23 protein-coding genes are annotated in these 25872 nt (G+C 40.8%); 10 read left to right on the top strand and 13 right to left on the bottom strand.

Features of this window, described 5'->3' with window-relative positions:
• Positions 1 to 104 precede the first annotated feature (104 nt).
• Positions 105 to 935: a hypothetical protein gene (locus HGG78_RS09335; RefSeq protein WP_172532720.1), complete on the top strand. Its 831-nt coding sequence runs from the start codon at positions 105 to 107 to the stop codon at positions 933 to 935.
• The gene (locus tag HGG78_RS09330; protein ID WP_172532719.1) at positions 925 to 1644 is read left to right on the top strand and encodes a hypothetical protein; all 720 of its coding nucleotides are present in this window, start codon (positions 925 to 927) and stop codon (positions 1642 to 1644) included. The genes HGG78_RS09335 and HGG78_RS09330 overlap by 11 nt, the downstream gene beginning before the upstream one ends.
• A gap of 21 nt (positions 1645 to 1665) precedes the next feature.
• Here HGG78_RS09330 and HGG78_RS09325 read toward each other — a convergent pair whose 3' ends face one another.
• From HGG78_RS09325 to HGG78_RS09280, 10 genes are all read right to left on the bottom strand, one after another.
• A complete protein-coding gene (locus HGG78_RS09325) occupies positions 1666 to 2034 on the bottom strand; it encodes a phage protein (protein ID WP_094133202.1) in 369 nt (122 codons plus the stop codon).
• Positions 2035 to 2602: 568 nt separating this feature from the next.
• Entirely contained in the window at positions 2603 to 2758 is a 156-nt protein-coding gene (locus tag HGG78_RS09320) for a YoaH family protein (RefSeq protein WP_080996471.1), read from the bottom strand.
• Positions 2759 to 2802: 44 nt separating this feature from the next.
• Positions 2803 to 3963: a conjugal transfer protein TraF gene (locus tag HGG78_RS09315; protein WP_172532718.1), complete on the bottom strand. Its 1161-nt coding sequence runs from the start codon at positions 3961 to 3963 to the stop codon at positions 2803 to 2805.
• 60 nt (positions 3964 to 4023) lie between these two features.
• The gene (locus HGG78_RS09310; protein ID WP_172532717.1) at positions 4024 to 4893 is read right to left on the bottom strand and encodes a DUF2861 family protein; all 870 of its coding nucleotides are present in this window, start codon (positions 4891 to 4893) and stop codon (positions 4024 to 4026) included.
• A complete protein-coding gene (gene vxrB, locus HGG78_RS09305; RefSeq protein ID WP_053312097.1) occupies positions 4893 to 5552 on the bottom strand; it encodes a response regulator transcription factor VxrB in 660 nt (219 codons plus the stop codon). Before vxrB ends, HGG78_RS09310 begins: the two co-directional genes overlap by 1 nt.
• Positions 5527 to 6981: a sensor histidine kinase VxrA gene (gene vxrA, locus HGG78_RS09300; protein ID WP_338114659.1), complete on the bottom strand. Its 1455-nt coding sequence runs from the start codon at positions 6979 to 6981 to the stop codon at positions 5527 to 5529. Before vxrA ends, vxrB begins: the two co-directional genes overlap by 26 nt.
• A gap of 147 nt (positions 6982 to 7128) precedes the next feature.
• Entirely contained in the window at positions 7129 to 8505 is a 1377-nt protein-coding gene (gene pntB / locus HGG78_RS09295; protein ID WP_053312095.1) for a Re/Si-specific NAD(P)(+) transhydrogenase subunit beta, read from the bottom strand.
• Positions 8506 to 8516: 11 nt separating this feature from the next.
• The gene (locus HGG78_RS09290) at positions 8517 to 10070 is read right to left on the bottom strand and encodes a Re/Si-specific NAD(P)(+) transhydrogenase subunit alpha (protein ID WP_172532716.1); all 1554 of its coding nucleotides are present in this window, start codon (positions 10068 to 10070) and stop codon (positions 8517 to 8519) included.
• Positions 10071 to 10477: 407 nt separating this feature from the next.
• Positions 10478 to 10759 carry an HlyU family transcriptional regulator gene (locus HGG78_RS09285; protein ID WP_053312093.1) on the bottom strand — a complete coding sequence of 94 codons (282 nt, stop codon included), beginning with the start codon at positions 10757 to 10759 and terminating at the stop codon, positions 10478 to 10480.
• A gap of 10 nt (positions 10760 to 10769) precedes the next feature.
• Complete coding sequence (locus HGG78_RS09280) at positions 10770 to 11138, bottom strand: late competence development ComFB family protein (protein WP_053312092.1); 369 nt, start codon at positions 11136 to 11138, stop codon at positions 10770 to 10772.
• Positions 11139 to 11381: 243 nt separating this feature from the next.
• Between HGG78_RS09280 and HGG78_RS09275 the strand changes: the two genes are divergently transcribed.
• A complete protein-coding gene (locus tag HGG78_RS09275; RefSeq protein ID WP_172532715.1) occupies positions 11382 to 12617 on the top strand; it encodes a GGDEF domain-containing protein in 1236 nt (411 codons plus the stop codon).
• Between the two features lie 185 nt (positions 12618 to 12802).
• Positions 12803 to 13015 (top strand): transcription antiterminator/RNA stability regulator CspE, encoded by a 213-nt coding sequence (gene cspE, locus HGG78_RS09270; protein WP_053312090.1) that lies wholly within the window; start codon positions 12803 to 12805, stop codon positions 13013 to 13015.
• Between the two features lie 199 nt (positions 13016 to 13214).
• Here cspE and HGG78_RS09265 read toward each other — a convergent pair whose 3' ends face one another.
• Complete coding sequence (locus HGG78_RS09265; protein ID WP_172532714.1) at positions 13215 to 14141, bottom strand: GGDEF domain-containing protein; 927 nt, start codon at positions 14139 to 14141, stop codon at positions 13215 to 13217.
• A gap of 184 nt (positions 14142 to 14325) precedes the next feature.
• The gene (locus HGG78_RS09260) at positions 14326 to 14484 is read right to left on the bottom strand and encodes a hypothetical protein (RefSeq protein ID WP_172532713.1); all 159 of its coding nucleotides are present in this window, start codon (positions 14482 to 14484) and stop codon (positions 14326 to 14328) included.
• Positions 14485 to 14508: 24 nt separating this feature from the next.
• Here HGG78_RS09260 and HGG78_RS09255 point away from each other — a divergent pair, with 24 nt between their 5' ends.
• From HGG78_RS09255 to HGG78_RS09245, 3 genes are all read left to right on the top strand, one after another.
• Complete coding sequence (locus HGG78_RS09255) at positions 14509 to 15777, top strand: O-acetylhomoserine aminocarboxypropyltransferase/cysteine synthase family protein (protein WP_053312133.1); 1269 nt, start codon at positions 14509 to 14511, stop codon at positions 15775 to 15777.
• Between the two features lie 159 nt (positions 15778 to 15936).
• Positions 15937 to 17940: a peptidase U32 family protein gene (locus tag HGG78_RS09250; protein WP_172532712.1), complete on the top strand. Its 2004-nt coding sequence runs from the start codon at positions 15937 to 15939 to the stop codon at positions 17938 to 17940.
• A 242-nt stretch (positions 17941 to 18182) separates the two neighbouring features.
• Positions 18183 to 19019 (top strand): beta-1,6-N-acetylglucosaminyltransferase, encoded by an 837-nt coding sequence (locus HGG78_RS09245; RefSeq protein ID WP_172532711.1) that lies wholly within the window; start codon positions 18183 to 18185, stop codon positions 19017 to 19019.
• A 49-nt stretch (positions 19020 to 19068) separates the two neighbouring features.
• Here HGG78_RS09245 and HGG78_RS09240 read toward each other — a convergent pair whose 3' ends face one another.
• Complete coding sequence (locus HGG78_RS09240) at positions 19069 to 19965, bottom strand: LysR family transcriptional regulator (RefSeq protein ID WP_053312085.1); 897 nt, start codon at positions 19963 to 19965, stop codon at positions 19069 to 19071.
• 142 nt (positions 19966 to 20107) lie between these two features.
• Here HGG78_RS09240 and HGG78_RS09235 point away from each other — a divergent pair, with 142 nt between their 5' ends.
• The 3 genes from HGG78_RS09235 (at position 20108) to yiaY (ending at position 25832) form a co-directional block, all read left to right on the top strand.
• Entirely contained in the window at positions 20108 to 21226 is a 1119-nt protein-coding gene (locus HGG78_RS09235) for an efflux RND transporter periplasmic adaptor subunit (protein WP_053312084.1), read from the top strand.
• A 2-nt stretch (positions 21227 to 21228) separates the two neighbouring features.
• Positions 21229 to 24297, top strand: coding sequence for an efflux RND transporter permease subunit (locus tag HGG78_RS09230; RefSeq protein WP_172532710.1), 3069 nt, complete (start codon positions 21229 to 21231; stop codon positions 24295 to 24297).
• Between the two features lie 386 nt (positions 24298 to 24683).
• Complete coding sequence (yiaY, locus tag HGG78_RS09225) at positions 24684 to 25832, top strand: L-threonine dehydrogenase (protein ID WP_172532709.1); 1149 nt, start codon at positions 24684 to 24686, stop codon at positions 25830 to 25832.
• Positions 25833 to 25872 lie beyond the last annotated feature (40 nt).

Here is a 25872-nt window from a genome sequence, read left to right as displayed (position 1 = left end):
TGTTAGGGCACACTTTATTCATAAAAATGAGTTATCTATATCCTCATATACTGTAAATTTTGTATTCTATGCAATGCATAGACGCACATAATATGGATCTCTAAATGAAACTCGACTTAATTATTCAAACAGAAGAACATGCAGTAGATATGAAAACGGGGTTGGAAACAATATCTGGAGCTTCGGAAGCAGTACGAAGCGTTGTGGAAGCTGTGATAGCTGATCATGTGTCTCATAGAAATACGAGCGCGACTAAAGTGCGCAACAAAATGATGGAATCATTTGAAGGTTCCTATGGCTTGGTGTTTGAAGTCGGTACGGAAGATCCTGAGTTAAAAGATAAATTAAGAAAAATTGGTCATGAAACCATGAGTCAAGTTATCAGCTATTTCATTTCCGAGGCTTTATACCAAGAATCCCCTCCGTTGTCCGATATTGCTGTAACTTTGATTGGAGGAATGTCAGCAGAAACTCAAGATAAATTAATCGAGAAGTTAAGACGCAGTCCGCTACAAAATGCAACATCAGTACCTAGTACTTACGGCTATAATGTCGTAATAAAAACGCACACGAGTGAATTTGATAGACGTGACGTGATAACTATTAGCCAACAAAGCAAAACTAATCTTACACCAAGAGCAAACAAAGAGGTTGTCAACTTGAGGGCCTGTATTACACGCCTTAATATTAACACTGGAAATGGGCGTCTTTTGATTCTGGGTGAGAGTGAAACCGTTGCATTCGGTTTTCCATCTGCGTATAAAGAAGTTCGTGTAGCAGCTAGAAAACGTTTTTCAGAAAATCTTGATAAGAATAATGGTGTACCATCTGAAAAGTGGGAATACATCGATATTACTGCCACCACACTACGGCTAAAGAGTGGGCATATCATAAAATATTTAATCTCTGGATTCGAAGTAGCTAATGAAGAATAACTTTTACACTTATGCCGCTGTTGTATGTATCCTATTGGTAATCGGTATATATGGTATTCAGTTCCATTCGTATAAACTTTCCGATGATGTCGATCATTGGAATCAGTTCGGCGGTTATGTCGGTGGTGTCTTAGGTCCATTATTAAGCTTTATTTCTCTAGTTATGCTGATTAAATCACTTAACTTACAGAACGAGTCCAACAATACTCTACTTGAAGAATCGAGGCTTAACATAAAAAATGAGAAATTAAGGTCTTTTGAAACTCATTTCTTTAATTTATTGGGCGCTCAGAGAGAGTCTTTTGAATATTTTAGGTTAACATTCGATGGTCAGACGTATTCAGGAGTCATGGCCGTACGCCAACTTGAAGTTAAAGTGGTAGAGTTAAGAAATGCAAAGGTATCTAATCAGGCAATCAAAGACATGATCTTACAGGCTGATACTGATGAAAAGCTTTATAATACTCAGCGTGTATTTTTTGTTATCACTAAGACAATAATTCAAAAACTATCCGATGAAAATGGTTTCACTTCGGAGGAACGCAAAAGTCATATGGAAACTATGATTAATTTCACTGAGTTTTCTTTACTTCGTTTATTGCTCATAAGCATGCAGTTTTTAAGTTATAAGTCCTCAACGCTTATGAGAGAAAACAAAGAATTAGTTTCAGTCTTAGAAGAACTCAAATTACCTATTGATTCTTACTGAAAAGCCCCTTACGGGGCTAATTTATTCCTTTATTTTGCTGATTGCTCTCGCGAATTTAAGCAGCTTAGATAGTGTTTTCACATCGTTGACCGCCTCAATTTCTAACAACGCTATACCGGCTAAAATTTCTTGGGGTGTTACAAGCTGCCCTGTCGGCAATTCCATTCTGTTATAGTGCATTTTGAATTGCTCCCAGGTTGTGCATGAACTGAGTTCGCGTCCTTTCGCCATCCTCATTAGTCGCTTACACTCCCTTGGTATCTCTTTTCCTTTATCCCACCCCTTGACCACGGTCACACTTTTAAAACAAAGTTTTGCGGTCTCTTCTTCACTTAATTTGCACTCAAATTCACGAAAAACAAAGTTTTTGGTCATTTCGTGATACTTCATGGTGATATCTCTCAGAAACGAGAGATATTATAATTAATGCGTATGCAACTGTATTAACCATAACCGCAAATAATGCGCACTATAGTTATGGTTCGCTAACGCCCGTAATTACTTCAAAGTCTTTACTGGTTATTTATTTGATTTTCGTTTTGTATAGAAGCTGATCTGCACGGTGCAGAATGTTGTCAATATTATCAGCATCAACCTTAAGTGACGTAACCCCAACACTTAAGGTCAACTTATTACTCTCTGGCGTACTGATTTCAGTATATATCCAAATAACTTGAAGTTGATTGCTTGTTTTACTTTTAAAGTGACAGTGTCTCGATATGGCATTATCCACTGCCTAGCAATTAACTAGAATGACGGAAGAACTTACTTCTGTAATTTTATTACGCTCATCAGTTGTCAGAATAACTTGCCAGTGTTTTATTCCTTGGTAACCCATTGTTTTTATTTATTATATGGACATTGAAAATAGATTGTATTGATTTTTTAGATGGGGTTTTTCTGAGGTGGATTTGAGATAGGCGCAAAAAAAAGGCACTAAATAAGTGCCCTGTTATCGTTATTCTTTACTTTCTGCCGCTTTTTCTGCTCTGATTTCAGTAGCAACAATTTTTATCGCTTCTGCGGTACTGATACCTTGGGTCATTAACTGCTGGATTTTTTCAACGGCTTCTTGCTGTTCTTGGTGGGATAACGTAGGGAGATCGTCAAACATAAAAAAGGCTCCTGATGTTGAGGAGCCTGACTATAAAGACTGCGTTAATAACTAGCAAGGAAATTTATGTATGCACCCATAGCATTTTCATTAGTGTAGCTTGCCCCCAAATCCAACTGAAAAAGGTTTAAAGGTGATATTCCTATACCTGCGGTAATGGTGCCATCCAAATTGTCGTATGCTAAATTTTTATTGTACCCTGCCCTTAGTTTTAATTGACGTAAAATGTCAATTTCACCACCAATGCGGATCATTTGCGTGTTATCTTCAAAGTTTGTATAACGTTTTTCTTCATTAAGATCGTAATCAACACTTAATGTTGCATAATCGGCAACTAGGCCAATACCAACGGTATACAATGGGCGCATTTGGTATGCGTAGCCAAGATTAATGTCTCTTGTTTGTCCGGAAGTCTTACTTGTCAGTGTTTTAGTATACGACTGTGTATTGATATCACGCTTAATAAGGTTGGTTGCCGAGAAACCAACGCGAAGTGGTCCATAAAACCATAATGCACCCGCATCAAGGTTGAATATGGTTTCACCTTGGCTACTGTCTCTTACATCTTTAATATCATAATCAGTCACACTTGCTGAATATACATAAGTGTAGATTCGTTGCAGTTTTGGCGTTACACCAAATGCAATATGTTGACCTAAAAATGTTTGATATTTGGCTAACGATAACCCAATTTCAGTTACCCCAACAGACACCGCATTTACAGCGCTTAATTCTGCGTTTTCGACAGAGGTACTACCAGTGGTATAGATATCAGGAGTAACAAAAGTTTCAGTGTACGCTTTCGCAAATAGATTAGCTGCTATAAATTGATTCGGAATGGCAAACGCAACAACACCACCAATTTCAGCTTTTAAGCTGTCACCTGCTAAATTGTCTAAGGTTTTCTGAAGATCTTGATAGTTTTTATTATCTAGCATACTAGAGATGCTATCTAAATCATCCACCATTTTGTCTTCATCATTGTAGGAAATACCAATGCTTGGAAGTATCATTCCTGCATCATCGTTACGGCGATAAATGGCTACCAAAGCTGGGTTATAAAAAGGTGCGGTTAGAAAATTAGCAGATACAACCCCAACGCCACCCATCGCATCGCCTCTGGCTTCAATGGCATAATTTGCCGCTACTGCTAAAGAAGGTGTCAGCGCGATTGTTAATGGCAGTGTTTTGATGAATTTTTTCATAGTGTTATAAACGTATTAATTCCTTTAAGTCTATAACGGCCTATTGTCTATTATCTTTAGTTATTCATCCACAGAAACATCATATGTTTTACTGATAACTTGAGATTGCTCAATCGTGATCGGACCTTGCCAACGCTGACTGGTCATTGTTACCGCCAATACATATCTATCGGAGGACAAATTCGTCACCTCTAAAGAATTGGGATATTCAGACACGTAGCTTTTGCTCCACAACTTAGAATACTGTCCATCGACGTAATCATAGAGTGATACATTCAACTCAGGTAATGGGCAGTATGGATTTAGTAGCGCTTTTTTTTCAATTTGCCACTCATCTTTTGAAGCCCAGCGGACGACTTGTCTTGCTTTAGGCTCACCAATAATAACCCATGCACTCCAAGACTGTTGATCACTAGCGGTTATATCAAGACGGTATAGTTTGCTGTTTAGATCGTAGCGTTTAACATAGCGAAGCTCTTTCCTATCCTTGCCATTGTTATATGAATCGAGTGAATTGACATTGGAAATAGGTCTATCCACCCACTCTGTTAGCTCGACGCTATCAAGAGTGTTGATTGAGGTAACATCAACGGCGACACGATAGGCATCTCGGCCAGGGCTTTGAATATCTTGGCGATTTATAGTGATAGATTTGAGCCATTCAGGTAGTGGGCGCTTGTCTAAACCTTTACCACAATCAGTAGTTAATGATTGGATTAATAGATTATTAAGATGGCTCTTGATGTTGCGATTTTGTTCGAGCTGCCAAACTTCGACTAAAGCATCAAACATGGCTTGTAAATCATTGTTCAGCAAGTGCTGGTGTGCTTGCGTGAGTGGTGTGTTTTTATCAAACCACTCATCACTTTGCACTGTTATTGGCACACTAAAAGCTAGTGTGCCAAGTAAAACGGTTCGTAATTGATACATTACGCTTTCATCTTATAACCGACGCCGCGTAGTGTTTCAATTTCTAAGCCGGGAAGCTTTTGTCTTAATTGCAATACATGCGTATCCACGGTTCGTGTGGTAGGGAAATGATTATACCCCCAAACGTGATCAAGCAATTCGTCGCGGGTGAATACACGCCCTAAATTACTGGCCAAAAATAACAACAGATCAAATTCAGTGCGAGTTAAGGTTATCGATTCATCTTTATAAAAGACTTCGCGAGTTGACTTATCGATAACTAAATTTGGGGTGATAACCTTAGCATCATCTTGTCCTTCACCTTCAGGAGATCTAAGTTGTGCGCGGATGCGAGCAAACAGCTCGGCTTCAGCAAAAGGTTTGGTTAGATAATCATTTGCTCCTGCATCGAGTCCTGCCACTTTATCTTTCACAGTAACCAAGGCGGTTAACAAAATGACGGGAACCTCTTTAATCTTTTTCCATTCCGGCAGTGATTGAACAGAGTCGCCATCCGGTAGCTGTCTATCTAAAATAACCAGATCAGCACTATCCCAATGCTGCTTAACTTCTGCAATCGTTTCTGCATGTAAACAGTCATACCCAGCTTGCTCAAGGCTAACCAGTAAACCGTCAGCTAGGTTTTTATCATCTTCAACGAGAAGCAATGTCTGTTTCACAGGGGATCTCCAATATAAATGTGGTTGGTGGTCCAATAAGCTTCATTTTACCACCCATCCGACCAACCATGGATTCTACAATCGTGAGGCCTAAACCAAGGCCACTTTTACTCACAAATGGTTTACGTACACTTCGCCAGTCTTTATTGGTCAGTTGACCTTGGTCAGTGACTTTTATCGTAATGGAACTTTTATTTGTTATAACCTGCAATTTAATCGGTGCAACACCATATTTTATGGCATTTCGGATCAAATTATCGATACAGGTCCCCAGCCAATACACATTCAGTTTAGCTGCTATATCTTTGTTTATCTCGAGCTCAATCACTTCTTTGAACTCTTCTTCAACTTTATATTGTAACCACTCTTCTACAGAAAGAACCCAGTCTGTTGCAAGAGGTTTGTTATCGGACTGCAAATAATCTTTACTTGCTTCGGCTAATTGCCTCAAACGTCTTGAATCTTCACAAAGTCGCCTAAATTCATCATAAACAGAAGCGGGTAACTGTTCAAATTCTCGTCGAAAACCTTCAACTGTTAGTGACAAACTAGCAATAGGAGTGCGCAGCTCATGAGTTAGAATCTGTAGCACTAACATGCGACTTTTCATTTCTTGCCGTTTTGAATTCCAGCGATAAGCCGACCACCCCAAAACGAGCATAATATTGGCGATAACAAGCACCACCATGCTTATGCGTAAAATGTTAGAGTGATCTTCTACATCCCAGCAGATATTCCCTCTTTGCACAAAGCAGGTAGAACTTTGTGAGGACATGGCATAGCTAAGGCCGGCCTTACTAGCATTATCTAACCATATATCTTCATCGAAAATGTAATATTCATCACCTTTTCGCAGCCAGAGATCTTTGTTCTCTACGAACATGGTCGAGCCAGCAATAAGTGCAGTAATGCTCTCTTCATTCATGCTTTGCAAACGACCAAGTAGAGTGTCATGGCTAGCTTTTGGTCGTTCTTGAATATGCATATATTTCTGTAAATCGGCAGTACTATCAGGGTGTTTACCAATATAACGTGCTGCATAACTCCCCCCGCCAGGGTGAATTAGAGCACTGCGGGCAAACCACCTTTGCGTCAATTTTGTGCCTTTGCAAAGCGCTCGAGTAAAAACTAAAGGTTCAGTAATCAATGGGCTAAGAGGTAATTTACCAGTACAACTTTGTGATAATTTATATAACAGTTGAATATCTTTTAATGGGTATTCAGCGGTTTGGGGCAGCATAGATTCTGGTGTTAAAAGGCGCGTCGGGTATTCCGCTTGCAAGATCCGAATGTCATAACTAACACTGGCAGAATCGTAGTCAAAAAGCGATACAAACAGGTCGATCCGTTCAGGCAACGAATCTGCATAAGTATAAATTGGCAACAGGGCGAAGATGCCCCATAAAAATTGATTGATCGCTTTAAACAAGTTGTATATTCATCAAATGGTTGAATGGTAAAATTGTAGATCATTATCTGCTAGCAATACATTAGATATGTTATATCAATGTCAGTAATGATAATGGTTAAACAAAAGAAGCCAGCAATAGGCTGGCTTCTTTTGCATCGTTAAAGATTACAACGCTTTAGATATCGCGTCTACGCTCTCTTTAGCATCACCAAAGAGCATGTGCGTATTCTCTTTAAAGAATAGTGGGTTTTGCACGCCAGCGTAACCAGTATTCATTGAACGTTTAAAGACAATGACGTTTTGTGCATTCCATACTTCTAATACTGGCATACCTGCGATAGGACTGTTTGGATCTTCTAACGCTGCTGGGTTAACTGTATCGTTTGCACCGATCACCAGTACCGTGTCGGTTTCGGCAAAGTCATCATTAATTTCATCCATTTCAAGAACGATATCATAAGGCACTTTTGCTTCAGCGAGTAACACGTTCATGTGGCCAGGTAAACGACCCGCGACAGGGTGAATACCAAAACGAACTTTAATACCTTGAGCGCGAAGTTTTTCAGTAATTTCATGAACTGGATATTGTGCTTGAGCAACCGCCATGCCATACCCTGGAGTGATAATAACTGACTTAGAGTTTTTGAGCATTTCAGCAACGTCTTCCGCACTCGCTTCACGGTGTTCGCCGTATTCCACGTCAGCACTTACCACGACATCTTGACCAAAACCACCGGCAATAACGCTAATAAATGAGCGGTTCATTGCTTTACACATAATGTAAGAAAGAATGGCACCAGACGAGCCAACCAACGCACCTGTTACGATCAATAGATCATTCGCTAGCATAAAGCCTGCTGCTGCTGCTGCCCAACCAGAGTATGAGTTCAACATAGAAACCACAACTGGCATATCTGCACCACCAATCGATGCAACTAAATGGTAACCAAAGGCAAAAGCAATCAAGGTCATCAGCAATAGTGCAAACATACTGCCGTCTTGCTTAACAAAGTAGACCATTAGCAACGCCGAAATAACGATGGCAGCTAAATTCAACTTATGTTTATGAGGTAAATTAAGTGAAGATGATGAAATGATTCCACGAAGTTTACCAAATGCAACAATTGAACCTGTAAAGGTTACTGCACCAATAAATACCCCGAGGAAGACTTCAACCAAGTGGATAACATGCTCAGCGTGATCAAGCACTACTGGCGCATCGATGTAACTGTTGTAACCAACCAGTACTGCGGCCATACCGACAAAGCTATGTAATATGGCTACTAGCTCAGGCATTTCGGTCATTTCTACTTTCTTAGCGAAATGAATACCAATACCGCCACCAATAACCATAGCAAGTATCACCCAAGCGAAACCTTCCGCTCCTGGGCTGAAGATAGTCGCAATTAGCGCGATCGCCATACCAGTAATACCATAGTAGTTACCAGCTCTTGCCGATTCCTGCTTGGATAAACCAGCTAAACTCATGATGAAAAATATAGCAGCAATAATATATGCGGCTTGTACTAATCCTGCAGACATATATTACTCCCTTAGTCTTTACGGAACATTTCAAGCATACGTTTGGTTACTGTAAAGCCACCAAAAATGTTAATGCTTGCAATTAGAACGGCGATAAATGACAAGAAAGTAACAACGCCACTGCCCTGACCTATCTGTAACAATGCACCGACCACAATGATGCCTGAAATGGCATTGGTTACTGACATTAATGGCGTATGCAGAGAGTGAGTTACGTTCCATACCACGTAATAACCAACAACACAGGCTAAAACGAAAACAGTAAAATGGCTTAGAAACGCAGCAGGCGCCACTGAAGCTATCCACGCAAACGCCCCAACCCCAGCAGCAAGCGCTACGACTTTCTTAAGTGGTGATGTTGGTTCTTCTTTTTTCGGTTCTGGTTTAACTGCAGCAGCTGGTTTTGCTTGAGGTTGTGCAGAAACTTGAATAGGTGGCGCTGGCCAGGTGATTTCACCCTCTTTCACTACCGTAACACCACGAAGTACAACATCGTCAAAATCAATGTTGATAGTGCCATCTTTTTCTTTACATAGTAGCTTGAGTAAGTTGACCAAGTTAGTTGAATAGAGCTGAGAAGACTGGGTTGGTAAGCGCCCGACCATATCGGTATAACCAACAACTTTCACACCATTTGCCGTAGTAATCACTTGATCTGCAACGGTGTATTCGCAGTTACCACCATTGGCTGCCGCAAGGTCAACAATAACACTACCTGCTTTCATGCTATCAACCATTTCTTTGGTGATTAACTTAGGAGCTGGGCGACCAGGGATTAATGCGGTAGTAATGATGATGTCAACGTCTTTAGCTTGTGCTGCGTAAAGTTCTGCCGCTTTCTTATTGAACTCGTCAGACATTTCTTTCGCGTAGCCATCACCTGAGCCAGACGTTTCTTGGAAATCGACTTCCAAAAATTCAGCACCCATTGACTGCACTTGCTCTTTCACTTCTGGACGAACATCGAATGAACGGACAATAGCACCAAGACTACCAGCAGCCCCAATGGCAGCCAAACCAGCCACACCGGCACCTGCTACCAATACTTTTGCAGGTGGTACCTTACCAGCTGCCGTAATTTGACCTGTAAAGAAACGGCCAAACTCATGTGCAGCCTCTACCACTGCTCGGTAACCAGCAATGTTTGCCATTGATGATAGTGCGTCTAACGCCTGAGCCCTAGAGATACGTGGCACTGAGTCCATCGCAAGCACATTGATCTTCTTGCTGGATAATTGCTCCATCAATTCAGGGTGTTGCGCAGGCCAGATAAAACTGATCAAACTGGTCCCTTCTTTGAGTAATGCAATTTCATCAATGCCTTTTGCAGCATCAACAATAGGGGCATTTACTTTGAGAATAAGATCCGAATTCCAAACATCTTGTGCTGATACAATGCTTGCTCCTGCCGCTTCAAAAGCAGCGTCATCGAAACTGGCTAAAGCACCAGCTTGTGTTTCGATGAAGACCTCAAACCCTAACTTTATTAACTGCGCTACCGAACTCGGCGAAGCAGCAACTCGCGTTTCACCCGCAAGTGTTTCTTTTGGTACACCAATTTGCATAGTTATTCCTTGACTATTGGCACAATGATTATTCTGTTTTTATCTAACCGCTCGCTTAACTGCAAGCTTTTTGTAATAAATAAACAAAGTGTTATTACATATAACTGTGAGAAACCACTGATTGTCGTAGTTAAGCTACCAAAAAACAATGGTACTTCAACAAAGCAGAGGTCAAACCACCTGTTACAAATTTCTATGAAAACAGTAAATTAGCCATGCTTCTCATATATAAAGAGCCATAAGAATATCGACTTATGGCTCTAATGATTATGATTTTTATCAAATTGCGTACTGTTGAACGGAGATTTATACCCAAACTACTTGGAGTTGCAGGTAGGTGGCAAGTGATTGGGGTGAGCGAACGTAGCCAACACCGCTGCAACTTCAAATAGGAAGGGTATAACCCGTTAAGAAAAGATTTTGTCACCCATTTGATCAATAAACATTTGTGATTTTTTCAACATTAGCTCATCAGCATCATTGCGGTTAGAAAGTACATCTGAACGAATAAATCGGTGGCTATGCAATTCCCCGCCGATTTCTTTCTCAATTCTACCAGCTACACGATACTGTCCAGACTCTGCAATGGCCGCTTGATAAATTAAAAAACCTTTATATTCGATTGGCTCTGCCGCTGTTTCAACGGCTTGTTTTTTGGAACTACCAAATAAACGCGATAAAAAACCCACATCTACTCCTCTATCGTTTGTTCGATTCAATAAGTGGCTTCTCGAACCATTCTAATTCAATATCGTCATCAAATCTCAATTGACCTACAATAACGGGAATGTCATCTTCACGATGTTGGCGTCGGTCATTGATGATCAAGCTTTGCGCAGATTCAACAGCAATACGGGCATTATCCTTAAGGGTGACTAACCTTTCTTCAGGCAGTGCGGATAAAAAATCAATATCGTGTCTTATATAAACTGGTCGTAATTGACCTAAGGCCAAGCATGCTAAGTCTGCTAATTGCTCATTGCTAAAATGTTCAATATAAAAGTCTTCCGCAAGCACTCTCCCTACTAGCGTTTCCATGTAGTTATGAACATCGACACTTATCTGCATCGTTACGCCCCTTAAATTTTTTTACTGGTTAAGTTTTGCCTTAATTGTTGTAGTACCAATAACTTAGTCTACGATGACTTTTTTATCCAACAGATCGTATATTTCAGCGTGTAAAGTTTGCTCAGACACTCGCTTTTATCACCTAAGTTTAGCAAAAAGCTTGGCAATTCATTAAATAAAAGTATGCTACTCACTTTGTTACCAGTTCTTATTCTGCCTTATAAGCTAGCATCGTATTATTAAATGTCATCGAGTTTAGTGTCATCTCATTGGTTTCGTTTTGGTTTCCCAATCGTTTTATTGACGATGGTCTCTTTAGGAATGGAAAATGTCATCCTTGTCACCCAAGCGAATAGCGGTTTTGCCGAAAACTTACCATACATATTATTTGCGGTAGCGATAGCATTAGGGCATATATTTAAGCAAGGACGTTTAGCCATGGTTTCCATGGCGATGCTAGTGGGCTACGCAATCATACAGTGGCGTTTACAGATGCCATTATCTTCAGGAACCACGTTTCTTGAGCTATCACTGCTCAGTATTTTACTGCCGATATCATGCTTTATTCCACACGCGCTTGGCAGTAATGCGACCGTTTTAAGTAAAACATTCGGGCTATATATCGTAATATTGGCACTGTTTATCCTTTGGGTCAGTATCATCTTGCTTTACGTGAGTGATGGTGGATTTAAAAATTTCAGCGATGCCTTTCTTGTTGCGATACCACAAGTATCGAAGTTACCAATCCTATTGGTTTTATATCTTGCCGCTTTAATTGGAATTTCAGCAATTTTGGTGCTGACACGAAACCGTATTCTGGATGTAAGTATATACGCCAATATTCTGCTTTGCGCGGTTACCTTCATCTTTTTTGACATCAACTATATATCAAGCACTTTATTTTCGCTGGCCGGTATCTTATTGATTTTATACCTTATTTCAGCTGGACATCAGATGGCGTTCATTGATCGCTTAACCAATATTCCAGGTCGGCATGCTTTGGATCTTGATTTGAAATATTTGGGACGTAAATACGCAATTGCGATGCTTGATGTTGATCACTTCAAACAGTTTAACGACCGTTATGGGCATGATACTGGCGATGATGTTTTAAAATTGGTTGCCAGTCGTCTATTGCTTGTACAGGGTAAAGCTCGTGTATACCGTTACGGTGGTGAAGAATTCACGGTCATCTTTAAAGGCAAAGATAGCCAACAAGCCTACGAATACTTAGAAGCGTTACGTCATGACATCGAACAATATCAAATGTCGATACGCGATACGGATGCCAGACCGAAAGATGATAAAACCGGTTTAAAAAGACGGGCGAAGAAAACCTCATCAAATATAGTCTCGATTACCATCAGTATTGGTGTGGCTGATAATCAGTCAGCGAACAAGCCAGAAGAAGTTATCAAAATGGCAGACAAAGTGCTCTATAAAGCGAAAAAAAATGGTCGTAATCGAACTGAAATGTAACAGTGTCACTTTTCAATAAACAATATCTCCAACATTCTATTTACCAAGCAAACACATAAAATGTGATATACAACCATGCGAGCATCACATTCACAGAAACTTCATTAGCTTGTCTATGACACTTTCGCTAATTTGTTTACGTTGCAATTGGTTAGCAACCTTCAAACTAAAGCAAGAGTAAGATTATGAGTGATAAAGTAAACGGAACGGTAAAGTGGTTCAATCAAGATAAAGGATTTGGTTTCATTACACCGGAGGATGGAGGCAAGGATGTATTCGTACATTTTTCCGCTATTGTTGGTGAAGGTCACCGCAACCTAACTGACGGTCAACGTGTAAGCTTTACAGTTACCGTTGGTCAAAAAGGACCACAAGCGGAAAACGTCAGTCCCGTTTAAGTTTCTAATATAAAGATAAGGGATCTAAGCATCTGCACTTAGATCCTTTTTAGTTTTAAGTATGTGCCTTAAACTTCCACCCGCTATTATTACTCCTTAATCGTGATATGTTGACGCGTATAACGATTTTTCTATAGTATCGACGATTACCCTACTCCCCGTATAAAACCATCGGCAATAGCTCAACACACCTATACGGTCAACGAACACACATTTGGTTTTTACCTAGCGATTTCGCTTTGTACAGCAAATTATCAGCTTCATTAATCATTTCCAACAATGTTTGGCCGGTATAACAACTGACCCCACCACTGATGGTGATCGTTACTTTACCGCTGTACATTGGCAAAGGGTGGTTTTCTATAACACTGCGGTAGTGCTCAGCGATTGCTGCCATATTATCGACGCAATGACTTGCATCGGACAGCGTAACTAGTATGAGAAATTCTTCCCCGCCCCAGCGTATGACGGTATCTGATTCGTGTTTGTGCGTTTGAAATGTGTGTGCTATATGACGTAGTGCCTCGTCACCGCTTAGATGACCGAAGGTATCGTTTATGCGTTTGAAATGGTCAACGTCGATCATAATTATCGCAACTTGCTGATCTTCTTCGACTTGGGAGATCAGTTTTTCCGCAACTGCGTAACCTTGGCAACGGTTATAAAGACCGGTTAATTCATCATAGGCTGCTTTTTTAAGCAACTTTTCTTCGAGTATTTTTTGCTCAGTAATGTCAAATATCACCCCAATAAGCCCAGCAACATTCCCTTGTACATCATTAAAACTGGTCTTGTGAAATTTCACATAAATATCATTACCTTCGAAAGTACGAATCTTTTTTTCATAGACTTGTATTCCAGGATCGTTGAACAATTCGATATCCGCTTTTTGGTAAACATCCGCTAGGTCTTTATCAAAAAGCTCATAAACACTGCGCCCCACCAACTGCTGTCTTGTGATTTTAATAAATTCTTCAAAGGCGCGATTACACCCTAAATAGACGCCGTGAGTATCTTTGTAAAAGATAGGAACCGGCAAAACATCAATGGTTAGTTGCAATAGCTCATTATCTCCTGAAAAGAAACGTAACAGGTCTGCTCCATCTAGCGAAGAAATTAGCGGCATATATACAGTCCCTAATTGGATTTTGCTATGTATCTATTATAGAGATGGTTTTATCAGTTAGCCTAATGTTGATTTAAAATCTCCTAAATAGGTTTAAATATTTTACAAGCCGCTTTTCCTCTATTACTGAATAAATACAGTACTGAGATTTCACTTTGCTTGACAATAACTGCCGTTTCTTTTGTTATATGACAACAACTTGAAGTTGCGCTGTAGCTGTACGGCAAGTAAGCTCACCATCATTATCACTGATAAACTGTGTGATTAAGGTGAGCAGCGTAGCCAACACCGCAACAGCTTCAAGTAGCAAAGGAATAACAACTTCTGGTGATAAAACATTCACTATTCAATGGCTCAAGGACGATACATGAAAGACGAAACACTCTCGATACATTTTGGTTATGAAACCGATCCAACCACTAAATCAGTTGCAACGCCAATCTACCAAACTGTTGCCTATGAGTTTGATAATGCACAGCATGGCGCTGATTTATTTAACCTTGCCGTCCCAGGTAATATTTACACGCGGATCATGAACCCAACCAACGATGTGTTGGAAAAACGTATGGCGGCCTTAGAAGGTGGTATTGCAGGCCTAGCCGTCAGTGCGGGTAGCGCAGCGATAAATTATGCCATTTTAACGTTGGCACAAGCTGGCGATAATATTGTATCGACTCCACAATTATATGGTGGCACGTATACCCTATTTGCTCACATGCTACCAAACCAAGGCATAGAAGTGCGTTTCGCCAAAGACGATCAACCAGAGAGTTTAGCTGCACTGATTGATGAAAATACTAAAGCCGTTTATTGCGAAAGTATCGGTAACCCTGCAGGTAATATCATTGATTTAGAGCGTGTTGCAGAACTTGCTCACGCGCAAGGCGTGCCAGTGATTGTTGATAACACCGTAGCAACTCCAGCCTTATGCAAGCCGATTTCATTTGGTGCAGACATCGTGGTGCACTCTTTAACCAAGTACGTCGGTGGGCATGGTACTACGCTCGGTGGCATGATTATCGATTCAGGTAAATTTCCTTGGGCGCAGCATAAAGATCGTTTTCCTGTGTTTAACCAACCCGAACCTTCTTACCACGGTGTGGTGTATACTGAGGCTTTTGGCGACGCTGCCTTTATAGGACGCGCACGTACTGTTCCTTTACGAAATACTGGCGCAACCTTGTCACCAATGAATGCTTTTATGTTGATGCAAGGGTTAGAAACCCTATCACTTCGCATGGAACGACACACAGAAAATGCACTGAAAGTAGCCCAATTTCTTGAGCAACATGACAAAGTTAGCTGGGTTAACTACGCCGCTCTTCCACAGTCAGAACACTATGCTCTTGCGCAAAAGTATATGAAAGGTAAGCCTTCGGCCATCCTCTCGTTTGGTTTAAAAGCGGGCTATGATGCTGGCGTTCGTTTTTATGATGCATTGCAGATATTTAAACGCCTGGTCAATATTGGCGATGCTAAATCTCTCGCTTGTCACCCTGCATCAACCACACACCGACAGCTCAATGAGCAAGAACAAAAACAAGCTGGTGTGTCACCAGAGATGATTCGACTTTCTGTGGGGATTGAGCATATTGATGACATTCTTGCCGATTTAGAGCAAGCGCTTAACGCATAGCCTTATTCCCAGTAATAACGAGCCAGCCGATACGCTGGCTTTTTTATTGCTATCGCATCCCCAGTTCTTATCTGCGTTTAGATTAAACATCGCAACTGGCTCGATAAATGTGACCATGATCTATATAATCCACAATCCAAATAGCAATATGTAGAGTAAATGAGCTTGGCTTTTCAAAAAGAACAATTTGAGTTATTGGCCCCAGGTGGCGACTTAGAATCCATTAAAGCGGCCATTGCAGCTGGTGCAGATGCTATCTACTGTGGATTAGAACGGTTTAACGCCCGAAATCGCGCGGCCAATATCACGTTGGATTTGCTTGAAGGCGTGCTCAAGCTTGCTCATCAACATCATTGTAAAATCTTTTTGACTTTAAACATCGTTGTCTTAGAAAGTGAGATTCCTGCTGTCATACGTCTGCTTAAACAGTTGGTTGATACCAGTATTGATGGGGTGATCATTCAAGATCTTGGTCTGGCATATATTCTCAAACACCATTTCCCTAGCTTGGATATGCACGCCTCAACGCAGATGAATACGCATAACGAAGGGCAAATATTGCTTTTAGGAAAACTCGGTTCTAGTCGTGTCAATCTCTCTCGCGAACTTAACATTGATGAAATTACCCACTTAGCTCAGTTTGGGCGTAAACATGATGTGCTGATGGAAGTCTTTGTTCATGGTTCGTACTGTATTGGTTTTTCTGGTCTGTGCTATTTCAGTTCAGAGCGCAATGGCGCATCCGGCAACCGCGGGCGTTGCAGCCAGCCATGCCGTGACCAATATCAAACTACCGAGGCTGGAAAAAACTATCCACTCAATTTGAAAGACAATTCGGCGTATTCAAATATGGAAGCGCTAGCCAAAGCTGGTGTCTATTCTCTGAAAGTTGAAGGGCGAATCAAAAAAGCTCATTACGTCTATACTGTGGTCGATAACTGGCGTAAACAAATCGATCACTTTTGTCAAACTGGTGATATTCATAATGATATGACCGAGCTGTACAGTGTCTTTAACCGTGATTTTAGCAACGGCTATCTGCAAGGTGATATTCACCGTGATATGTATATCGATAACCCACGCGGCCATACTGTTACTCACTTCAGTAAAGTGTATCAATGCCGTACTGCTGATGACACCATGAAAGTGAAAAAGTCACTTTTTGATAAAACGACAGACCTCATCCGTAAGGTAGACAATATTACACAGGCGATGCCAATTGAAACTGGTCGTACACGCAGTTTGAAAGGTAGTGGTGAAGTCATTGATATTCCACTGCCGAAAGCCGAATCAAATGCAAGTGCTCAGCAACCGTCTGCATTATCGGTTTTAATTGCAGATACCGCCGATTTAGGTTTGCTAGATAGTCACCCAGACGCTAGCTTTTTCTATCAATTACCCGACGCATTGAATTATCAATTGGATGAAATGATCGCTCTATTTAAGTCTCATCCAGACTTGATTCCATTTTTCCCTGCGATTTTGATTGGTGAACACTATCAAGCCGCGCGTGAACTATTAACGCAAACTATGCCGCGCCTCGTTGTGACCAACAACCTTGGCGTTGCAGAACTTGCTCAGTCACTAGGGTTACAATGGGTGGCAGGTCCACAACTGAACATCACCAATTCATTTGCCCTTCAGTGTATTGATCTAGAGCTAAAAGGAGTTGGTGCTTTTATCTCTAATGAATTAAATGCGCTGCAAATGAAACGTTTAGTTAAACCAAATGGGTTCAAGCTTTTTTACAGCATTTATCACCCCATCAACCTATTAACTAGCCGTCAATGTCTGTTTATTCAAAGCATAGGCTGCAAGAAACAGCGAATGAATAAAGGTTGCATGAAACGTTGCGAAAAGAACGCGTCAATCATCAACCTTCAAGATACGTCATATATGATCAACAAACAAAAAAGTAGTCACAACAGCTTGTATAACGATGTGAACTTCCTGAACCTCGATATCCTCAATGATTTACCCACCACCTTTACTGATGTGATGATTGATGTAAGAGATATCCCCACACAGACCAAAGTCAATATTAGCAAGTCGGAATTAATCGCACTGTTTAAACACAGTCTTAGCGGTGATGATAACGCAAAAGCGCAACTAGTCGCTTCAATGACCGCAACAACCAACAAGCAATATCACAAAGGTCTTTAGAACAATTTTGCTTCAGATAAAAGTGTGTGACTCGTAACTTGCCGCGAGCCACACACATACAATGGGTAATTCGTCTAACTAGTTTATTGCTCATTTAATCGTCATCACCCCATTGCATTATGGCTATCTACCCCAATATAAGGAGTGAGCAAGAACACGCCTTGACCTCAAAAATATCCTTTTCCTTACTGAGAGAACTGGAGCGTGGAAATACTATTCCCGCTTTCTCAAGGAATACTGTCATGGTTGCTTACCTTGTTTTAGTGCATCGATATCCAGAGCAATTTAAACGTCTATTTAGAGCTATATACCACCCTGAAAATCACTACTTGGTGCATGTTGATAAGAGTTCAGGTAAAGAAATATCGAATACTATTTCGACCTATTTAGAAGACTACCCTAACGCTGAAGTTCTAGAGCCTGAAAATGCATTGTGGGGTGGGTATAGTCTGGTAAATATTGAGCTTCGTGGCATGGCTAAACTACTCGAAACCAGTAAAAACTGGACTCACTTTATCAATCTAAGTGGCCAAGATTTTCCGTTAAAAACTCAAGCCTACATCCACAATTTTTTAGCAGAAAACCCGAGTAAAGAGTTCATACGGGCGCTCGATCAAAATGAAAACCGACCAGAAACAATGAATCGTATTCACAATATGTGTTTTGAATTCGGTGAACAACTTTATCGACCTAAACTATCTAGAAGATTCATGACTGGGATCACCCCATTCATTGGAACTCAGTGGATGATTGTATCTCGCAAATTTTGTGACTTTGTCTGTAACACCCGTGTTTCTGAACCTTATAAGGAGTTTTACAAGAACACGTTTATTGCTGATGAAGGTTTCTTCCAAACAGTGATGATGAATAACGATTGCCATGGTGAAGTTATTCAAGATGACTTGCGTATGATTGATTGGGTTCTTGATGGTGATATAAAACTTCGCCCAAGAACGTTCCATATCGGTGACGCATCTGAACTTATTTCTAGTACAAATCTCTTCGCTAGAAAATTTGATCTGCTACAAGATGAAGAAGTTATCGATAAAATCGAACTTCATTTAGCTAGCGCAATGTAAATTATCTTTGAAGTGCCCACTAATTTATAGAGGGTACTTCATCGTATTGTTATAGATTGGGCTCACTATTTTCTGGAAACCTCTCTAGAATATAATCGATCAGCGCTTTAGCCTGTCGGGATAAGGTTTTCTTCCTAGGATAAAGTAGCCAACCATGAACTTGTTCCGTTCGATAGTTCGGTAGTAACTTCACCAATTCACCATTTTCGACGTATTCTTGTGTATCATGATCAGCGATACAGCTAATTCCTTGATGATCGAGGCAAGATTGGGTCAGTAACCCCACATCATTAACAATTAAACGTCCTGAGACAGTCACTGATTCATTGTTAAAATTCAGTCGACGGTCTATTTTACCATCAAATTTCCGAAATAAAATAAACTCATGCAGTTCAAGATCCATCGGTGTTTGAGGCGTACCGTACTGCTCTAAATATTGAGGTGAAGCATAAAGGCTAAGATCAACTGAAAGTAACTTTCGTGCAATAAGGTCCATACTTTCAAGCTGATAACCAATGCGAAAACCAATGTCGACATTCTTTTCTATTAGTTCAAATTCTGTCGAACTGGTAATGATTTCAATCGTAACTTTTGGGTGTATTGACATGAAATCAGTAATGATATTCGCCAATATTCTAAGGTTAGGTAATGCCAAAATCTGTATGCGTATATGACCTGACAGCTCAAAATTTTGGCTACTCAGTCCCTGTATTTCTATTTCGAATTGTTCAAGAAAGGTTTTACTGGTTTGATAGAATCGGCGGCCGTTTTCACTCACTACAATCGTTTTATGTTGGCGATGAAAAAGGTCAATGCCTAACTCATGCTCTAATGCTTTCAAACGTCTGCTCAAATTAGATTTAGGTAAATCTAGTAACTCTGAAGCTTTAACCAACCCACCGCTTTCAACAATATGGTGAAACATCTTTATATCTTCAGTTTTCATGCACTGATCTCATCATAAAACACAAGTGATTATCTCTTGATTGATGTTCTGAATTATAGAACCCACGGTGCCACTTTGTCATGTTTTATGAAACAAAAAATTTGCGTATAGTCTCCCATTCTTTTTAAAGAAGGTAACAGCAATGCGCATTAATAACCCTTTACAACACACCACTCTCGCGATAGTGCTGACGTCTACAACCATCGCGGCTCTTTTTTCTGTCGTTACAGAAACTTACGCCCAGAGTATTGAATCAACGACCACATTTTCCTCACGTGTTCGTCCAGTCAAACTAATACAGGTTGGCAACGTAGGTACTCAGATTCATAAAACATTTCCTGCCAAAGTAGCAGCTAATCAACAAGTTGATCTTGCCTTTCGTATTAATGGGCAATTAACCCAATTAAACCTACTCGCCGGGCAGAAGGTGAATAAAGGTGATGTATTAGCTCAATTGGATAATAGAGATGCAAAAAATGCGTTATTAAACGCACAAGCGAATCATCAATTAGCCAAAGCAGACTTTGCACGTAAAGAGGAGCTATTAGAGCGAAAACTGATATCAAAAGCTGAGTTTGATACAGCAAAAGCACAACTGCAATCAACCGTGGCGGCGCTTAATTCTGCGCAAGATCAACTCAGTTACACCACATTAATCGCTCCATTTACTGGTATGATTGCAAAAGTAGATCTAGATAACCATCAAATGGTTCAAGCATCTCAAGTGGTCATCACTTTACAGGGAAATCAAGAGTTTGACCTCACTTTCAACGTTTCTGAGTCCTATGTTTTTAATAGGGCCAGCTTTACAAAAAAAGCGCCTCAAGGACAATACCGCGTAAAATTCCATGGGGTAGATGAAACCTTAAACGCAACATTCAAAGAAATGAATCGCGTGGTTAATAACGGCAGCCAAACCTATCAAATGACCTTGTCATTTACACCACCGGCCAAGCTTTCAATTTTACCAGGCATGAGTGCAAATGTTACTGTCGATGACAGAAGTACCAATCAGCCTGTTACGGTTCTACCGCTTACTGCCATTGTGCGTGATGAACAAACTCAACAAAATTTTGTTTGGGTTTATCAAGAACAAACACAAACCGTGCAAAAGTCGGTCGTTGAACTCGGTAAAATTCGTACCGAAGGGACTGAAATACTCAGTGGATTAAACCAAGGTGACCAAGTGGTTGCTGTTGGTGCTAACGCAATTAGCTCTGAAACCAAAGTGGCTCCTTTACGTTGGGAGAGAGGAGTTTAACTATGAATCCAGCCGTATTTAGCATTAAAAATAACGTCATTACGTGGATGGTTATCATACTTATGACCATCGGTGGAATCATTTCTTTTCTTGGACTCGGACAACTCGAACAACCAGAATTCACTATCAAACAGGCCTTAGTGATTACCGCCTATCCGGGAGCCTCACCCGAGCAAGTCGAGGAAGAAGTAAGCTTGCCTTTAGAAGATGCGATTCAACAAATGCAGCAAGTGAAATTAGTGAAATCAATTAACAGTGCCGGTTTGTCTCAAATTGAGGTCGAAGTTAAAAGCCAATATGGTAAAGATCGTCTACCACAAGTATGGAATGAGCTACGAAATAAAGTCAGCGATACGCTAGGTCAATTACCTTCTGGAGTCGCGCAACCCATTATTGTGGACGACTTTTCTGATGTATTTGGCTATTTGATGAATCTCAACGGTGAAGGCTATAGCTATCAAGAATTAGAAAAATTCTCAGACTTAATTCGACGAGAATTAGTGTTAGTCGATGGCGTGAAGAAAGTTTTGGTTGAGGGAATGCCAGAGCAACAAGTTGTAGTTGAAATAAGCCAAGCTAAATTAGCCGCATTAGGGTTGGATCCTAATTATATCTACCAACAATTGCAAAATCAGAATGTGGTTTCGAATGCCGGAAAAATGTTGATTGGTTCGAGCCGAGTACGTATTACCCCAACCGGAGAATTCAGCCAAGTCAGTGAAATGGAGAACTTAATCATCAATGCGCCAAACGGTAACGCACTAGTTTATTTAGGTGATATCGCCACCATTTACAAAACAACCTCTGAAGAACCGAAAAATATTTACCACGATAAAGGCCAGCGCGCACTTTCAATTGGCGTATCCTTCAACTCTGGCGTTAACGTTGTCGATGTGTCGAACGCGATCACACAAGAAATGGAGCAGTTATTAGCAAAACGCCCCATTGGCATGGAAATTAATACCGTCTATAACCAAGGTTCTATCGTAGAAAAAACGGTTAACGGATTTTTGTTAAACCTTGCAGAATCGGTCGCCATTGTTATTGTCGTTCTGTTAATTTTTATGGGCCTAAAAGCTGGCGTATTGATGGGCTGTGTTTTGCTTATAACCATATTAGGCACATTTATCGTGATGAATGTATTGGGAATTCAATTACAAAGCATCTCACTGGGCGCATTGATCATCGCATTAGGTATGTTGGTTGATAACGCGATAGTGGTGACAGAGGGGATCATCATTGGCATCAAGCGTGGCCATAGTCGCCTACAGGCTGCAAAAACCATCGTTACACAAACACAATGGCCCCTTTTAGGCGCCACCGTGATTGGTATCCTAGCCTTTGCTCCAATTGGTTTGTCTCCTGATGATACGGGTGAATTTTGTGGATCATTGTTCAAAGTTTTGCTGATTTCTTTATCGATCAGTTGGTTTACAGCAATGACCATCACGCCCTTCTTCTGCCACCTGTTATTTAAAGACGGTAAAGCGTCAACAGCAACGGAAAATACTTACCAAGGTTTTATTTTCAATGCTTATCGCAGCCTGTTGAACCTAGCGATGCGATTTAGAAAAAGTACCATGTTAGTGGTATTAAGCTTTCTGATTGCTGCAATTGTTGGAATGGGATTGGTTAAACAAGTGTTTTTCCCACCATCTAATACGCCCATTTTCATGGTTGATGTTTGGCTTGAAGAAGGCAGCGATATTCGTTTTACCGACGAATTTATCCGTCGCATTGAGAACGACATTGTTGCTCAAGATGCCAAAGAAAACCTTGGGTTAAAAAATATCACAACCGTTGTCGGCCAAGGAGCCCAGCGATTTATTCTGCCTTACCAACCAGAGAAAGGTTACAGCTCATACGGGCAAATGATCATAGAAATGACTAGTCTTGAAAAAATGAATGCCTACTTGTCCGAAATCAGCCATTATCTGCGTAGCCAATACCCAGAGGCAGAATACAAAGTTAAACTGATTGAAAATGGTCCGTCTCCTGCAGCTAAAATTGAAGCTCGATTTTATGGCGAAGATCCAGTGGTGTTGCGCAAATTAGCCGCAAAAGCCGAAGATATTTTTCATGCTGAGCCAAGCGCAGAAAATATCCGCCATAACTGGCGTAATCAAACCTTAATCGTACGACCACAGTTTAATCTTGCTCAAGCAAGAGAAGCCGGTATTAGTAAGCAAAGCTTAGATTCTGCACTATTGATGAATTTTAATGGGCAAACGATTGGTACATATCGTGAACAATCTGACTTGATGCCGATTGTAGCTCGAGCGCCACAAGAAGAGCGTTTAGATGCAGGAAGTATCAGTCAGTTACAAGTTTGGAGCTCAGAAAATAATACATTCGTTCCTGTGGCTCAAGTGGTTTCATCGTTTGAAAATGAGTGGGAAAACCCCATTATCATGCGCCGTGATCGTAAACGCGTTATTTCAGTGTTTGCAGACCCAGTTTTAACTAGTGATGAAACTGCTGATTCTGTATTAGCCAAAGTGCGTGCAAAAGTGGAAGCGCTTGAATTGCCAGAGGGATACGAATTGGAATGGGGCGGTGAATACGAAACCTCATCAGATGCACAGCAAAGCTTAGGTAACTATTTACCATTAGGGTTTCTTTCGATGTTCCTTATTACGGTTGCCCTATTTAATTCAGTAAAACAAGCTTTCGTGATTTGGGTAAACGTTCCGCTGGCATTAATTGGACTAGTTTTAGGCTTGCTCACTTTAAATGCCCCATTTAGCTTTATGGCGATACTTGGCATGCTAAGTTTAAGTGGCATGATCGTCAAAAACGGCATTGTGTTGGTTGACCAAATCAACCTTGAATTGGAAGAAGGGAAATCGCCCTATCAAGCAGTATATGACTCTTCAGTAAGCCGTGTCAGACCCGTTTGTATGGCGGCACTCACCACCATGCTTGGCCTGATACCACTCCTGTCCGACCCATTTTTTATGTCAATGGCGGTAACTATCGTATTTGGATTGGGTGTTGCAACCGTATTAACCTTAATTGTATTACCGGTAGCTTACACTTTGATCTTTAAAATTCCTGTGCCCAAAACATAATTGAGTTGCTGAATTAAGCTTTCGCGTGGATACCATCCACTGCCTATATATTTTTGTATATTTTGGTATTCGCGCTTTTTTTCTTGCTCCAAATTATTAAATTAACCTATCAGTATTCACTTCTTTAAATACTCACCAGTTCGACAAATAAAGAAGTCCCCCCCCTAGTTGTGAGAAATAAACTCGCTACGAGTTCGAGACTTTATTGATTTCGATCTATTTTAAAATCTGCATTTTTAAAATTTACGCTACTTTGTTTAAAAACGGGTTAGTTATGACTTTTGCTACTTGCTAGTTTACAACCACTGATTTTGAGCAGTCATTGTCTCAGCGGAGTTTAAGACAAATTGCAGAATAACGTTTGGCGAGTGCCAGAGGAGAAAACGATGTCTAATATGTTCTATATCCCAGCTATTAATCTAATGGGTCCAGGTTGTTTGGCCGATGCCGTAACCGCTATCACTGCCCATGGTTATAGCAAAGCATTAATCGTGACTGACCAAGTATTAAACAAGATTGGTGTAGTAGCGAAAGTAACGGCTTTGCTGCAAGCATCTGGCGTTGATTTTGTCGTCTTTGATCAAACCAAACCGAATCCAACCGTAAACAATGTTAAATCTGGTTTAGCTGTTTTAACCGAAGCCAAATGTGATTGTGTTATTTCATTGGGTGGCGGTTCACCACACGACTGCGCAAAAGGCATTGCCTTGCTCGCTACAAATGGTGGCGAGATAAAAGATTACGAAGGTGTTGATCGTTCAGCAAAGCCACAACTTCCTTTAATCTCAATAAACACCACCGCAGGTACTGCCTCTGAGATGACCCGTTTTTGCATCATCACGGATGAAGAACGTCAAATTAAGATGGCGATCGTAGATAAGCACGTAACGCCGACAATGTCAGTTAACGACCCTGAGCTGATGCTTGCAAAACCTGCTTCTTTAACTGCCGCAACAGGTATGGATGCACTAACTCACGCCATTGAAGCTTATGTATCAATGGCCGCCACTCCTATCACTGATGCAGTAGCCATTAAAGCCATTGAGATGATCCAAGCGAATTTACGCCAAGCTGTCAATAACGGTGATGATATTGTTGCCCGCGATAACATGGCTTATGCACAATTTATGGCAGGTATGGCATTTAATAACGCATCTCTTGGTTACGTGCATGCCATTGCTCACCAGCTCGGTGGTTATTACGACTTACCTCACGGTGTATGTAATGCAATCCTTCTACCACATGTGCAAGTATACAACAGCAGTATTGCCGCACACCGATTAGCTGACGTAGCAAAGGCGCTAGGAGTGAATACACTTGGCCTATCACAAAATGAAGCGGCCTTTGCAGCCATCGAATCAATTCGTCAGCTTGCCGCGGATGTTGCTATCCCATCTGGTTTAGCACAATTAGGAGTCAAAGAAGAAGATTTCGCTGTCCTTGCCGATAATGCGCTCAAAGATGCGTGTGGTTTTACCAATCCAAAGCAAGCCACACATGAAGAAATTATTACGATTCTTGCTGCTGCTATGTAATCCAAATTGAGCATATAATTGCGCAACCACATTTTTCAAA

The organism is Vibrio aestuarianus (assembly GCF_012395185.1).
Taxonomy (GTDB): Bacteria; Pseudomonadota; Gammaproteobacteria; order Enterobacterales; family Vibrionaceae; genus Vibrio; species Vibrio aestuarianus.
The sequence above is the reverse complement of the archived record's forward strand: the minus strand, read 5'-3'. Positions and strand labels throughout refer to the sequence as shown.